Raw genomic sequence first — 12,592 nt, forward strand, 5'->3', positions numbered from 1 at the left:
AATGTTCGGTGCTTTTGATTTCATGCAAAAACCTATTTCAGCGTGATAGATATCCTATCGCATTTCAGGATTTGCTGCTTCTTCACGTGATCTTTCCTCGTTTGGCTTAAATAGCAGACCGAGGTTGATTAAGCCGGCGATTCCGACAAGTCCGTAAATGATTCGGGAAAGAGCTGACCCTTGGCCGCCGAAGATAGCCGCTACTAAGTCAAATTGGAAAAATCCGATCAGTCCCCAGTTAATGGCGCCAATGATGGTTAATACAAGACAAATTCTTTGAATGGTACTCATGTTTTGCAACCTCCTCCATGAATTATTAAAACAGTTATAGATTGTGACATATTGGAGAATCTATACATGCATTCTCCATATGAGGGAAGCTGGCCTGCCCTCGCTTATATCAGCTTCTTTCCCAGCATCCTGCAAAATAAAACCATCTGGTATGCTGATCGGTGAGAGCTAATTGCTTTACATGTGGTGAGGACATTCTGCATAATAAAAAATCTAAGGAGGAGATGTCATGCAAAACTTTACATACTGGAATCCGACCAAATTAATTTTCGGGCGCGGCGAAGTGGAAAGACTTCCGGAGGAACTCAAACCTTACGGAAAAAACGTATTGCTTGTGTACGGAGGCGGCAGCATTAAACGCAGCGGCTTATATGATCAAGTGATTGAACAGCTGAATAAAGCCGGAGCGACCGTGCATGAATTAGCAGGTGTGGAACCGAATCCGCGAGTGTCGACTGTTAATAAAGGTGTTGCCATCTGTAAAGAACACAACATTGATTTCTTGCTGGCTGTCGGAGGCGGAAGCGTAATCGACTGTACAAAAGCGATTGCCGCAGGAGCAAAGTATGATGGTGATGCGTGGGATATCGTTACGAAAAAACATCAGCCAAAAGATGCTTTACCATTCGGAACAGTATTGACTCTCGCTGCGACTGGTTCAGAAATGAACTCAGGATCTGTTATTACAAACTGGGAAACAAAAGAAAAATACGGCTGGGGCAGCCCGCTCGTATTCCCTAAATTCTCGATTCTTGATCCGGTGAATACATTCACCGTACCTAAAAACCACACGATCTACGGGATGGTTGACATGATGAGCCACGTATTCGAACAATACTTCCATCATGTATCAAACACGCCGTATCAGGACCGCATGTGTGAATCACTTCTGCGTACAGTCATTGAAACAGCGCCTAAGCTGATTAATGATCTCGAAAATTACGAATTGCGTGAGACAATCCTGTACACAGGAACAATCGCATTAAACGGCATGCTTTCTATGGGGGCAAGAGGGGATTGGGCTACTCATAATATTGAACATGCAGTATCAGCCGTTTATGATATTCCGCATGCCGGCGGACTGGCAATTTTGTTCCCGAACTGGATGAGACACACATTGTCTGAAAACCCTGCCCGCATGAAACAGCTTGCAGTTCGCGTGTTTGATGTTGAAGAAGCAGGTAAAACAGATGAAGAAATCGCACTTGAAGGTATCGATAAGCTGTCCGCATTCTGGACAAGCCTTGGTGCTCCGAACCGTCTTGCTGATTATGATATTAATGATGAGCAGCTTGACACAATTGCTGACAAGGCAATGGCTAACGGTACATTCGGCCAATTTAAAGCACTCAACAAAGAAGATGTGCTGTCAATTTTGAAAGCATCTCTATAAAAAAAGGGGAAATAGCCGTTTGGCTGCTTCCCTTTTTCTTTTTGTCAACTTATGTTACAATGGAAAATCTGTTTTTTACCAGCATCATTTGGAGGTTTTACTATGGAAAATTTCACTTATTATAATCCGACAAAGCTGATTTTTGGAAAAGGTCAGCTTGAACAATTAAGAAAAGAATTCAAACGATACGGCAAGAATGTACTGCTTGTTTACGGGGGCGGCAGCATTAAACGCAACGGCCTTTATGATCAAGTCACAGGCATTTTAAAAGAAGAGGGCGCTGTTGTTCATGAGCTGTCAGGTGTAGAGCCGAACCCGCGTCTTGCAACAGTGGAAAAAGGCATAGGACTTTGCAGAGAGCATGACATTGATTTTCTGCTTGCTGTAGGCGGAGGCAGTGTGATTGACTGTACAAAGGCAATCGCAGCGGGCGTCAAATACGATGGCGACGCTTGGGATATTTTCAGCAAAAAAGTAACAGCGGAGGATGCGCTGCCGTTTGGCACTGTTTTAACTCTTGCTGCAACAGGGTCTGAAATGAACCCTGATTCCGTGATTACAAACTGGGAAACAAACGAGAAATTTGTATGGGGCAGCAATGTCACTCATCCGCGTTTCTCTATTTTAGACCCTGAAAATACGTTCACCGTTCCAGAAAATCAAACAGTATACGGCATGGTTGACATGATGAGCCACGTATTCGAACAATACTTCCATAATGTTGAAAACACGCCGCTTCAGGATAGAATGTGCTTTGCTGTTTTGCAGACGGTCATCGAAACAGCTCCTAAGCTTCTTGAAGATCTGGAAAACTACGAACTTCGTGAAACGATTTTGTATGCTGGTACTATTGCTTTAAACGGCACGCTCCAAATGGGATACTTCGGTGACTGGGCTTCTCATACAATGGAACACGCTGTTTCAGCTGTATATGATATTCCGCACGCGGGCGGTTTGGCAATACTGTTCCCAAACTGGATGAGATACACGCTTGATACAAATGTAGGCCGTTTTAAAAACCTTATGCTCAACATGTTTGACATTGATACTGAAGGCAAAACAGATAAAGAAATTGCGCTTGAAGGAATCGATATACTGTCTGCGTTCTGGACAAGCCTCGGTGCACCTTCCCGTCTTGCTGATTACAATATTGGAGAAGAAAAGCTTGAGCTGATTGCTGATATCGCAGCCAAGGAAATGGAACACGGCGGCTTCGGCAACTTCCAAAAACTGAACAAAGATGACGTGCTTGCCATCCTTCGCGCGTCTCTATAAACTCAAAGGGCGGAATCCAGTCATTCCGCCCTTTCTTCTTGACTTGATTTCACAGATAAGTTCATATAAAGTGAAAGATGAAAACATTATACCGTTATGGAGGGACAAGCAATGACGCATGTACGCTTTGACTACTCAAAAGCGTTGACTTTCTTCAACGAACATGAACTTACATATCTGCGGGACTTTGTAAAAACAGCACACCATAATATCCATGAAAAAACAGGCGCGGGCAGCGATTTTCTAGGCTGGGTGGACCTCCCTGAACATTATGATAAAGAAGAATTCGCGCGCATCAAAAAAAGTGCGGAAAAAATCAAATCTGACTCTGATGTCTTGCTTGTTGTCGGCATTGGCGGTTCTTATCTTGGAGCGCGGGCAGCGATTGAAGCGCTGAATCACGCGTTTTATAACACTTTGCCAAAAGCAAAACGCGGCAATCCGCAAGTCATTTTTATCGGGAACAACATCAGTTCATCTTATATGAGAGACGTCATGGATCTTCTTGAAGATGTTGACTTCTCTATTAATGTGATTTCTAAATCAGGTACGACAACTGAACCTGCAATCGCTTTCCGTATTTTCCGCAAGCTTCTTGAAGAGAAATACGGTAAAGAAGAAGCGAAAGCGCGGATTTATGCAACAACTGATAAAGAGCGCGGCGCATTAAAAACGCTTTCTAACGAAGAAGGCTTCGAATCATTCGTTATTCCTGACGATGTCGGCGGCCGTTATTCAGTTTTAACAGCTGTAGGTCTCTTGCCGATTGCTGTCAGCGGCGTCAACATTGATGACATGATGAAAGGCGCCCTGGATGCGAGCAAAGATTTTGCAACATCTGAACTGGAAGATAACCCAGCATACCAATATGCGGTTGTTCGCAATGTCCTTTATAATAAGGGCAAAACAATTGAAATGCTCATCAACTACGAACCGGCGCTTCAATACTTTGCGGAATGGTGGAAGCAGCTGTTCGGAGAAAGCGAAGGGAAAGATGAGAAGGGCATTTATCCTTCTTCAGCGAACTATTCTACAGACCTTCATTCTTTAGGCCAGTATGTACAAGAAGGCCGCAGAGATTTATTCGAAACGGTCCTGAACGTAGAGAAACCTAAACATGAACTGACAATTGAGGAAGCGGATAACGATCTTGACGGCTTGAACTATTTAGCCGGTAAAACTGTTGATTTCGTTAACAAAAAAGCATTCCAAGGTACAATGCTTGCCCATACAGACGGAAATGTTCCGAACTTAATCGTTAACATTCCTGAGCTGAATGCATATACTTTTGGATACCTTGTATATTTCTTCGAAAAAGCCTGCGCGATGAGCGGTTACCTCCTTGGCGTCAATCCGTTTGACCAGCCTGGTGTAGAAGCGTATAAAGTCAATATGTTTGCGTTACTCGGCAAACCTGGCTTTGAAGAGAAAAAAGCAGAGCTTGAAAAACGTCTGGAAGATTAATGTGAGAAAGCTGACTGGCATTTGCCGGTCGGCTTTTTATAAAATCCGAAAGGTGCTGATGTTCATGAAACAATTGGTTAAACATCTCATCATTGCCGGTTTTTCTGCAGCTATTTTAAGTTTCCTTATCTCCTTTGATGCCGTGTATACAGAGTTTTCTTCAAGCTTTGGCGGCACGCTGTCACATGTTTTCATCGACGCCTTTCTTCTCATTGGTTTGCCGCTTGCCCTTTTTACCGATGCGGTACATCGGATTTTGCATTTAAAACGAACCCATACTCTTTTCACTAAATTAGGACTCTATGCAACGGTTGTTTATGTGTCTTGGGATTCAGCTGCATGGCTTGCAGCAGCAATGGCTGTTTACTTCTTAATTGAATGCGCTTTCTTTTCTGTTGGACGCGCGAAAGAAACAACGATTTCCATGTAGTGCGCCTCTGAATGAAGTCTTGTTCGGCGGGACAGGATAAGTGAAAAAAGGGGCATTCTGATGATACCAATACCTTCCGCGATAGATGGGCAGTATTTTCTGCTTCAAGAACTGGAACAAGTGATGAAGCCGCTCGGTTATGTGATAAACGGCGGCTGGGAATACGATCATGGCTACTTTGATTATAAAATTGATGATAGAGACGGCTATTTATTTTTAAGAATTCCCGTCAATGCGGTACAGGGCAGTCTCGATGAACGAGGAGCGGCCGTCCGGATCGGAACGCCATTTATGCTGAGACAGGTGTTTCAGGCGGATGTTGACGATCACGCCGAGGGAGGGCCTTTCCAATCACTGTTTAATCAATTTTCCGAACCGGAAAGGCGGGACGCGGAAATTGATCCGGCATTTTTGGATATCGGAGCCTCTCTCGTGAAAGAATTGGAGGATGTTCTGTTACACTAGATGGCAAGGAATTGGTCTGTTTCGAGCACCTTGTATGTAAGAGGAGGGGAAATCATCGGCCCCTCCTCTTTTTGTACGCCTATAATTGTTGTGTTGTGATCAAGGAAATAGAGAACACAGGTTTTGTAAGCCGCTCCCTTTAGTTCGTCAGGAACAGCAAGAAGCTCCACATGCTGATCAAGTGTCAGCTTGATTCCGTTCTGCTGTTTAGACGGCCGTAACTTGACTTGGTAATGCTGCAGCATCGCCCGGCTGATAAATTCTGAAGTTCCGATGATTTGGTTTGCACCTGCCCGCTCCGCATTGGTGACAAAACGGTCAGTCAAAATCTCGACGATGCAGTAAGCAAGGGGATTAAGCCCTTTAACAGATAAAAGAGTCAGCACTGACAGCATATCAGCATCAGTTTCACTTTTATACTGATCGGCAGTAATCATCACTGATTCCGCTTCAGTAATATTGGCCCGTTTCAGTGTCCCATCATCGGCAGCGTGCCCGCGTATGAAATGAACGTTTTCAATAAGCGGGCCTTCTGTCAAGGATTCATCGATTAGTACGACTGTTTTGGAAGGGGCGGCAAGCTGAAGGTCCTTCAAAAGCCGGTTTGTTTTTTCATTCCACCCGATCAGAATGATGTGGTCCCGGCCTTTGTAAGCAACTTTTCCTTCGATGTAGCGATGCTGTCTGCTGAATGCGGCCGCTGATAACGTAGCGAAATATGCTGTGACAAAGCTTGCTCCGCTCAAAATCAGCAGTATTCCGGCTGCCTGTCCCAGCGGCGTGTGCGGCACATAGTCTCCATAACCGACTGTCGAAACCGTTACGACAGCCCACCAAATGCCTTCGAATACCGAAGTGAACTGCTTAGGCTCAAGTATATAAATAATTTGGCCGAACAAAAGAATCAGACATAAAATAATAACCCCGATTCGGATAAATAACGGCCACCTGAGCCATGAAATAAATATCCGATTTGATTTCATTCTTTTTCTCCTTCTTCAGATACTGAGATGGATAAAATCTGTTTAATAATTGTATTTAATTTCTCATTTAGCTTTTCCTGGCCGTACTTATCTCGGGCCTGCTTCATTAACTCGGCTGTATCATCATCAAGCTGAATAAGCGGTTCATCAATTTCCGATTCATTATAAAGCTGGATAAACGCGTCCAGTCCTTCATTCATTCGGTCGATTGCTGTGCTCAGCTGTTCCCTTTCCTCACTCGTCACTTTCATAGCTTCCATCACACCCGTGCTTTTTTCTAACAGTATGTCCCACTTTCGGTGATGTTTTTCAAAAAATGTACAAAACATATAAAACCGGATTTCTCCATAAACTAAAACAAAAAGGATGAAAAAGATGACGATCTTTCAAAGAACGATCGTGGTTTTGATCGGTACGCAGCTGGCGGCATCCGCGGTGATTTTGTTTATTTTCGATTTGAATTCATATAATCACTTTTCCGGCAGCTTCTCCTGGCTTCATTTTCTGAAAGAACTGGCCGGCAGTTTCGCCTTTTATTTGTTTTCAGCAGGCCTGTTCTTTTTGCTGATTGGATTGTGTGCTCCAAGCCGGAAGAAAAAGCGCATTTCTGTACACGGGAAAGAAAACTCATTAAAATAATGTAATAGAGAAATGATCATGGAAAAAGGATGATGAAAAAATGCTGTTTATATTTTTAACAATAGCCGCATTGGGATTGTCGTTTTGGGCACAATTTAAAGTAAAGAGCAACTTTGAAAAATATTCAAAAGTGGAAGCTTCAAGCGGACGTACAGGGGCAGAAACCGCAAGACGGATTTTAGATATAAACGGTCTTTACGACGTGCCGGTCGAACCGGTAAGAGGCACTTTAACAGACCATTACGACCCGACAAGACGGGTGGTGCGTTTATCTGAGCCGGTCTATTACGGCCGCTCAATTTCCGCCATATCCGTAGCTTCCCATGAAGTCGGACATGCCTTGCAGCATCAGGAGTCATATGGTGCGCTTGTGCTGAGACATAAAATCTTCCCAGTCGTAAATTTTGCATCCGGTGTAGCTCCTTTGCTTTTCTTAGGAGGCATGCTTCTCGGCAGCCTGAATCTGATCGGGCTTGGCATCATACTGTTTTCAGCGGCTGTCTTTTTTCAGCTGATTACATTGCCTGTCGAATTCAATGCAAGTTCACGTGCGAAGCAGATTATTGTGTCAGAAGGATTCATCCGAAACAATGAAGAAAATGGGGTAAATAAAGTGCTGAGCGCTGCTGCCTTAACGTATGTGGCCGCCGCCCTGGTATCCCTGTTTGAACTACTTCGTTTTGTGATGATTTTCTTAAACGGTCGTGATGAGAATTAACGTTAAGGAGGTGGCCCCTTACCATTTATGGTAAGGGCTTTTTTTGCTTATTTTACAACTGATCGCCATTTTTGTTTTGATTGGCATTACGGCTGTTTTCGTTGCAGCGGAATTTGCGATCGTCAAAATCAGAGGTTCAAAAATCAATCAGCTCATCGAAAGCGGTGACAGCCGAGCGCTAGCCGCACATAAAATCATCTCCAATCTTGACGAGTATTTATCAGCCTGCCAGCTCGGGATTACGATTACTGCCCTCGGCCTTGGATGGCTTGGTGAACCTACATTTGAACGTTTTCTTCATCCCTTATTTACAATGACAGGCATGCCGGAACCGTTTAACCACATTGTCACATTTGTAGTTGCATTTATCATCGTCACTTTTTTGCATGTGGTGATGGGGGAGCTTGCCCCGAAAACGGTTTCTATTCAAAAAGCTGAAGCTGTAAGCTTATGGATTGCAAAGCCGCTGATCTGGTTTTATAAAATCACGTACCCGTTTATTAAAGCATTAAACGGCTCTGCAAGTTTTCTTGTGAATTTGTTTGGCTTTCATTCAGTGAAGGAGCATGAGGTTGTCATCAGCGAGGAGGAACTGAGGCTGATCCTTTCAGAAAGCTATGAAAAGGGAGAAATCAATCAGTCTGAATTCCGCTATGTAAATAAGATTTTTGAATTTGACAACCGGGTAGCGAGAGAGATTATGATTCCGCGGACAGAAATTGCGGTTATCTCTCTGGAGCAGTCGCTTGAAGAGGCAATTCATCTTATTATTAATGAACGGTATACACGCTACCCTGTCATCAAAGATGACAAGGATCATATTTTAGGGATCATCAACAGCAAAGACATGTTTAAAGCTTATTTTCTCGGCCAGCCGATAAAGCTGAATCAAATCATGAGGCCTGTTATCAGAGTCATTGAAAGCATTCCTGTTCAGCAGCTTTTAATCCGCATGCAGAAGGAGCGGATTCACATGGCGATTCTCGTAGATGAATACGGGGGAACGGCGGGGCTTGTCACTGTAGAGGATATTATCGAGGAAATCGTCGGGGAAATCCGCGATGAGTATGATCAGGATGAAACACCGCACATCCTGAAAAAGGGCGAGCACCATTATGTGATGGATGGAAAAGCGCTAATAGACGAAGTGAATGACCTGCTCGACATTGCGATTGAAAATGAAGAAATTGATACGATTGCAGGCTGGCTTCTAACGCAAAAAATGGAGCTGAAAGCAGGAGATGTGATACACGCGGAGGGCTGTGAATTTAAAATCCTCGACGCCGAAGATCATCATATCCGTTTTGTAGAAATAAAAAAAACCGATTTTTGATAAAAAACAGCCGGGGAACGAACGGCTGTTTTTTGTGTCATCAAGTCATTTCTTAAAAAGCAATGCTGTGAAGCCTTTTTTCTACATAGGATATATAAGACCGGTACACTGGGAAGGAGTGGCTGTATGAAAAAGGCTTGGTGGAAGGAAGCCGTTGTTTACCAAATTTACCCCCGCAGTTTTAAAGATTCAAATGGCGACGGAATCGGGGATATTCAAGGAATCAGATCCAAGCTTTCTTACATAAAAGAGCTGGGCGCTGACGTCATATGGATTTGCCCGCTGTATGATTCACCGAATGCCGATAATGGCTATGATATCAGGGATTATCAAAACATATTAAGCGAGTTTGGCACGATGGAAGATTTTGACGAGCTGCTTGGTGACATTCATGATCTGGGCATGAAGCTGATTATGGATCTCGTTGTGAACCACACAAGCGACGAACATCCATGGTTCATAGAATCCCGTTCATCCATATACTCGGAAAAGCGCGACTGGTATATTTGGAAAGACGGCAAAAACGGAAAAGCGCCTAACAATTGGGAAAGCATTTTCGGCGGGGCGGCTTGGGAGTATGATCAAAAGACAAGCCAGTATTATCTTCACCTTTTTGATAAAAAACAGCCTGATTTGAATTGGGAAAATGAAAAGGTGAGGAATGCCGTTTATGACATGATCAATTGGTGGCTTGATAAAGGAATTGACGGATTTCGGGTGGATGCCATTACGCATATTAAGAAAAAAGAAGGGTTTCCCAACATGCCGAATCCAAAGGGGCTGGACTATGTCCCTTCCTTTCCTTATCATATGAATGCTGACGGCATTATGGATTTGTTAACAGAACTGAAGGAAAACACATTTTCCCGCTATCCGATTATGACAGTTGGTGAAGCAAACGGCGTCGCTGCAAAGGAAGCAGCTGATTGGGCTGGAGAAAAAAACGGCATATTCAGCATGATTTTTCAATTTGAGCATCTCGGCCTGTGGGATGTAGAGATTAATGAAAGTATTGATATCGCCTCTTTTAAACGAATTTTAACTGACTGGCAGGACAGTCTGGAAGGGATCGGCTGGAATGCTTTGTTTATGGAGAATCACGACCAGCCCCGTTCAGTTTCTGTGTGGGGAGATGACGGAGTGTACCTGAAAGAAAGTGCAAAAGCGCTTTCCGCTGTTTATTTTCTCATGAAAGGCACACCGTTTATTTATCAGGGACAGGAACTCGGGATGACGAACGTGGCTTTTCCCTCTATTGAGGACTATGATGATGTCGCAATGAAACGCCTGTATGAAACAAAAACAGCGAAAGGCGCATCACACGAGGATGTGATGAAGATTGTCTGGAAAAAGGGAAGAGACAATTCGCGAACGCCGATGCAATGGAATGCTGGTCCATACGCCGGATTTTCTGAGGCCAAACCGTGGATCGGAATCAATGAGAATTACAAATGGCTGAATGCCGAGGCGCAAAAAAACGATAAAACATCCGTTTACCATTTTTACAAAAGCTTGATCAAGCTGCGCCCAACATATGATGTTTTTATTAACGGGACATACGAGCTCATTTTACCGGAAGATCAGCAAATCTTTGCATATCTTCGGAAAAACGAGAGCCATACTGCACTGATTGCGGCCAATCTGACAGGAACACCGGCGTTGTTCAGGCACTCTGGATTGCCATTGTCATCAGATGCACTCGTCTTGTCAAATATTGAAACAGAGCCGCACAAGCATATGACATCAGTACTCTTAAAGCCGTATGAAGCAAGAATATATCTATGGCGCTAATCTCCAGCCTTAGACTGGAGTTTTTTTGTTGTATCAGGTTTATGAGAGCGGTTTAACAGGAAAAAAAGAACACAGAACGAATTAATAGAGCGGACAAAAGAAAGGAGAAACAAATGCTGAAAACACTGCAAATCAAAACGACAAAACGAGATGAAATGATTGATATCACCCGGGAGGTGGAAGCGTTTCTTCAAGAAACAGGTATAACGAGCGGCGCAGCGCTGATTTACTGTCCGCATACGACTGCGGGTATTACAATTAATGAAAATGCCGATCCGGACGTCAAAAAAGATATGCTCAGAAGGTTTGATGAGGTATATCCGTGGGAACATGAGCTGGACCGCCATATGGAGGGCAATACAGCTGCACACATGAAGTCGAGTACGGTCGGAGCTTCACAGCATGTCATTGTGGAAAACGGCCGGCTCATTCTTGGAACGTGGCAGGGCATTTATTTCTGCGAATTTGACGGCCCTCGCACCCGGACATGCTATATCAAAATGATGGGATAATAGTGACAAAAGCATGATCGCTGAACAAGCGCCGATAGCCGGAGGGCTTGTCACACCCGCCTCGGCTGCCGCTTTATCGAATGAAGGCGCGCTTGGCATTCGGCTATCTCAGTCACGACATGCTCGAAAAGCTAATCCATATGCAAAATAAAAAGCGCGGGAAAGAGACACGCGCCTCATCCTTTGTTTTCAGGAAAGCCTGCATGAGGGATAGTCAATCAATGGATGTAAACGTACCGAGCTTTGCCGAACGTAACTTGATAAACTGAGGTGACAGATATGAACATTCTTCAATATTCTTATAAAAAAAGAGGGAAAATTGAGTTTGTATTTGAAGGCTGGCCTCACTCAAAAGTTACAATGGTTCCTATCAAAGGCTACTATTTTGTCCGCTTTATCAAATGGAGCAGCCAGGATCCAATCGTGACAAGAAATGACCTTGAAAAAATGGAGTGGGCTGCGAACCAATATTTCGGCACAGCCCCCTTCTATCGAAAACGAAAGGCATTTGAAACCCCACCGTCCGGAAAATAGGCGATGGGGCTTTTTAGCGGACGATGCGGAAAAGAGACGGAACATCCAGTCTGGTCGCCTGAGACAGAAGGTAGGCTGACTGTAAGGCTCCTTTTTTCCTAAAAGAATTCAGCTTATCAATAATTTGCTGTCCGTTTAAGATTCCAAGACCATGGGCAAAATATTTATCTTCCCCCAGTAAAATTACATTTTCGCCTCTCCATTGCGCCTTTTGTGGATCAAATTCAGGATTCTTAAAATACAAACAATCTCCAAGGAAAAAGTGGTGTCCTGTTTCCGTATATATCGGCAATTTCTCATAATGCCAGTCATATAAAATAATTCTGTCAAAGCTGGCATTGAATTTATCTTCTCCGATTGTATCGATTAAGGCCAAGTAATAAATGATAACGATTGCGGTTGCGCATTCAAACGCATAAAACGGGCCGTTCTCTGCAATGTCCCGAATCGCTTTTGAAGGCGGCATTCTGTATTTCAGCTCCAAGGCGCCCTCCGGTGAAACCCTCCAATACGTTGTATTCCCGTATGTTTTTAAAAAAGTGGCAAACTTCGCCCCGCTTTTGTGCAGCGTCTTTGCCGCTGCTACAATATTCATCCGCAGTTTAAGCTCAAACATCAGTTCAGCAATTGAATGATAATCAAACTGAACAGGCGTCTCAATCATCTCTTTTAACAGCGGATTCAGATTTTGATCAATCTGCCAATTTTCAATATCCTGGGGACGGAGCAATTGTCCTGATACAATAATCATGTTTAGCCCCCCT

Annotated in this window: 16 protein-coding genes and 1 pseudogene; 13 read left to right on the plus strand and 4 right to left on the minus strand. The window is 43.8% G+C overall.

What is annotated here, in order from left to right; genetic code table 11:
- Nucleotides 1-54 precede the first annotated feature (54 nt).
- On the minus strand, nucleotides 55-291 hold the full coding sequence (locus ACQVGT_RS05140; protein ID WP_003220771.1) for a DUF378 domain-containing protein: 237 nt from the start codon (nucleotides 289-291) through the stop codon (nucleotides 55-57).
- 229 nt (nucleotides 292-520) lie between these two features.
- On the opposite strand from ACQVGT_RS05140, the gene ACQVGT_RS05145 reads away from it, so the two are divergent.
- From ACQVGT_RS05145 to ACQVGT_RS05165, 5 genes are all read left to right on the plus strand, one after another.
- Nucleotides 521-1,684 carry an iron-containing alcohol dehydrogenase gene (locus tag ACQVGT_RS05145; RefSeq protein WP_015384497.1) on the plus strand — a complete coding sequence of 388 codons (1,164 nt, stop codon included), beginning with the start codon at nucleotides 521-523 and terminating at the stop codon, nucleotides 1,682-1,684.
- 102 nt (nucleotides 1,685-1,786) lie between these two features.
- Nucleotides 1,787-2,959 (plus strand): iron-containing alcohol dehydrogenase, encoded by a 1,173-nt coding sequence (locus ACQVGT_RS05150; protein ID WP_015384496.1) that lies wholly within the window; start codon nucleotides 1,787-1,789, stop codon nucleotides 2,957-2,959.
- 111 nt (nucleotides 2,960-3,070) lie between these two features.
- Complete coding sequence (locus ACQVGT_RS05155) at nucleotides 3,071-4,423, plus strand: glucose-6-phosphate isomerase (RefSeq protein ID WP_003243401.1); 1,353 nt, start codon at nucleotides 3,071-3,073, stop codon at nucleotides 4,421-4,423.
- A 58-nt stretch (nucleotides 4,424-4,481) separates the two neighbouring features.
- Nucleotides 4,482-4,853, plus strand: a complete 372-nt coding sequence (locus ACQVGT_RS05160; RefSeq protein WP_080030745.1) for a hypothetical protein — start codon at nucleotides 4,482-4,484, stop codon at nucleotides 4,851-4,853.
- Between the two features lie 60 nt (nucleotides 4,854-4,913).
- The gene (locus ACQVGT_RS05165; protein ID WP_015384494.1) at nucleotides 4,914-5,318 is read left to right on the plus strand and encodes a YugN-like family protein; all 405 of its coding nucleotides are present in this window, start codon (nucleotides 4,914-4,916) and stop codon (nucleotides 5,316-5,318) included.
- On the opposite strand, the gene kbfO is transcribed toward ACQVGT_RS05165, so the two are convergent.
- Together kbfO and mstX are read right to left on the minus strand one after the other, a co-directional pair.
- The gene (kbfO, locus tag ACQVGT_RS05170) at nucleotides 5,315-6,301 is read right to left on the minus strand and encodes a potassium channel protein KbfO (protein ID WP_015384493.1); all 987 of its coding nucleotides are present in this window, start codon (nucleotides 6,299-6,301) and stop codon (nucleotides 5,315-5,317) included. The two genes, ACQVGT_RS05165 and kbfO, sit on opposite strands and share 4 nt — an antisense overlap.
- The gene (gene mstX, locus ACQVGT_RS05175; protein WP_015384492.1) at nucleotides 6,298-6,630 is read right to left on the minus strand and encodes a biofilm formation protein MstX; all 333 of its coding nucleotides are present in this window, start codon (nucleotides 6,628-6,630) and stop codon (nucleotides 6,298-6,300) included. Before mstX ends, kbfO begins: the two co-directional genes overlap by 4 nt.
- Before the next feature lie 46 nt (nucleotides 6,631-6,676).
- On the opposite strand from mstX, the gene ACQVGT_RS05180 reads away from it, so the two are divergent.
- From ACQVGT_RS05180 to ACQVGT_RS05215, 8 genes and pseudogenes are all read left to right on the plus strand, one after another.
- Nucleotides 6,677-6,940: a YuzI family membrane protein gene (locus ACQVGT_RS05180; protein WP_015483620.1), complete on the plus strand. Its 264-nt coding sequence runs from the start codon at nucleotides 6,677-6,679 to the stop codon at nucleotides 6,938-6,940.
- A 40-nt stretch (nucleotides 6,941-6,980) separates the two neighbouring features.
- On the plus strand, nucleotides 6,981-7,658 hold the full coding sequence (locus ACQVGT_RS05185) for a zinc metallopeptidase (protein ID WP_003228889.1): 678 nt from the start codon (nucleotides 6,981-6,983) through the stop codon (nucleotides 7,656-7,658).
- Nucleotides 7,659-7,701: 43 nt separating this feature from the next.
- Complete coding sequence (locus ACQVGT_RS05190; RefSeq protein ID WP_015384490.1) at nucleotides 7,702-8,991, plus strand: hemolysin family protein; 1,290 nt, start codon at nucleotides 7,702-7,704, stop codon at nucleotides 8,989-8,991.
- 126 nt (nucleotides 8,992-9,117) lie between these two features.
- Nucleotides 9,118-10,782: a glycoside hydrolase family 13 protein gene (locus tag ACQVGT_RS05195; RefSeq protein ID WP_015384489.1), complete on the plus strand. Its 1,665-nt coding sequence runs from the start codon at nucleotides 9,118-9,120 to the stop codon at nucleotides 10,780-10,782.
- Nucleotides 10,783-10,807: 25 nt separating this feature from the next.
- Nucleotides 10,808-10,936 (plus strand): annotated as a pseudogene (locus ACQVGT_RS05200) (hypothetical protein).
- Nucleotides 10,896-11,294, plus strand: coding sequence for a secondary thiamine-phosphate synthase enzyme YjbQ (locus tag ACQVGT_RS05205; protein ID WP_003243483.1), 399 nt, complete (start codon nucleotides 10,896-10,898; stop codon nucleotides 11,292-11,294). The pseudogene ACQVGT_RS05200 and the gene ACQVGT_RS05205 overlap by 41 nt, the downstream one beginning before the upstream one ends.
- Nucleotides 11,295-11,307: 13 nt before the next feature.
- A complete protein-coding gene (locus ACQVGT_RS05210) occupies nucleotides 11,308-11,445 on the plus strand; it encodes a hypothetical protein (protein WP_015384487.1) in 138 nt (45 codons plus the stop codon).
- Nucleotides 11,446-11,573: 128 nt separating this feature from the next.
- Nucleotides 11,574-11,828, plus strand: a complete 255-nt coding sequence (locus ACQVGT_RS05215) for a protein YuzH (protein ID WP_015384486.1) — start codon at nucleotides 11,574-11,576, stop codon at nucleotides 11,826-11,828.
- A 13-nt stretch (nucleotides 11,829-11,841) separates the two neighbouring features.
- Here the strand turns inward: ACQVGT_RS05215 and ACQVGT_RS05220 are convergent, their stop codons facing one another.
- Nucleotides 11,842-12,579: a protein-glutamine gamma-glutamyltransferase gene (locus tag ACQVGT_RS05220; protein ID WP_015384485.1), complete on the minus strand. Its 738-nt coding sequence runs from the start codon at nucleotides 12,577-12,579 to the stop codon at nucleotides 11,842-11,844.
- Between the last annotated feature and the right edge of the window lie 13 nt (nucleotides 12,580-12,592).

The organism is Bacillus sp. SCT118 (assembly GCF_058566435.1).

What these genes read in the sequence shown, in the direction of transcription:
- ACQVGT_RS05140 (WP_003220771.1), bottom strand. Translation starts at nt 291, where the DNA reads ATGAGTACCATTCAAAGAATTTGTCTTGTATTAACCATCATTGGCGCC.
- ACQVGT_RS05195 (WP_015384489.1), top strand. Translation starts at nt 9,118, where the DNA reads ATGAAAAAGGCTTGGTGGAAGGAAGCCGTTGTTTACCAAATTTACCCC.
- ACQVGT_RS05210 (WP_015384487.1), top strand. Translation starts at nt 11,308, where the DNA reads ATGATCGCTGAACAAGCGCCGATAGCCGGAGGGCTTGTCACACCCGCC.
- ACQVGT_RS05145 (WP_015384497.1), top strand. Translation starts at nt 521, where the DNA reads ATGCAAAACTTTACATACTGGAATCCGACCAAATTAATTTTCGGGCGC.
- ACQVGT_RS05205 (WP_003243483.1), top strand. Translation starts at nt 10,896, where the DNA reads ATGCTGAAAACACTGCAAATCAAAACGACAAAACGAGATGAAATGATT.
- ACQVGT_RS05150 (WP_015384496.1), top strand. Translation starts at nt 1,787, where the DNA reads ATGGAAAATTTCACTTATTATAATCCGACAAAGCTGATTTTTGGAAAA.
- ACQVGT_RS05220 (WP_015384485.1), bottom strand. Translation starts at nt 12,579, where the DNA reads ATGATTATTGTATCAGGACAATTGCTCCGTCCCCAGGATATTGAAAAT.
- ACQVGT_RS05180 (WP_015483620.1), top strand. Translation starts at nt 6,677, where the DNA reads ATGACGATCTTTCAAAGAACGATCGTGGTTTTGATCGGTACGCAGCTG.
- ACQVGT_RS05215 (WP_015384486.1), top strand. Translation starts at nt 11,574, where the DNA reads ATGAACATTCTTCAATATTCTTATAAAAAAAGAGGGAAAATTGAGTTT.
- ACQVGT_RS05165 (WP_015384494.1), top strand. Translation starts at nt 4,914, where the DNA reads ATGATACCAATACCTTCCGCGATAGATGGGCAGTATTTTCTGCTTCAA.
- kbfO (WP_015384493.1), bottom strand. Translation starts at nt 6,301, where the DNA reads ATGAAATCAAATCGGATATTTATTTCATGGCTCAGGTGGCCGTTATTT.
- ACQVGT_RS05160 (WP_080030745.1), top strand. Translation starts at nt 4,482, where the DNA reads ATGTTCATGAAACAATTGGTTAAACATCTCATCATTGCCGGTTTTTCT.
- mstX (WP_015384492.1), bottom strand. Translation starts at nt 6,630, where the DNA reads ATGTTTTGTACATTTTTTGAAAAACATCACCGAAAGTGGGACATACTG.
- ACQVGT_RS05155 (WP_003243401.1), top strand. Translation starts at nt 3,071, where the DNA reads ATGACGCATGTACGCTTTGACTACTCAAAAGCGTTGACTTTCTTCAAC.
- ACQVGT_RS05185 (WP_003228889.1), top strand. Translation starts at nt 6,981, where the DNA reads ATGCTGTTTATATTTTTAACAATAGCCGCATTGGGATTGTCGTTTTGG.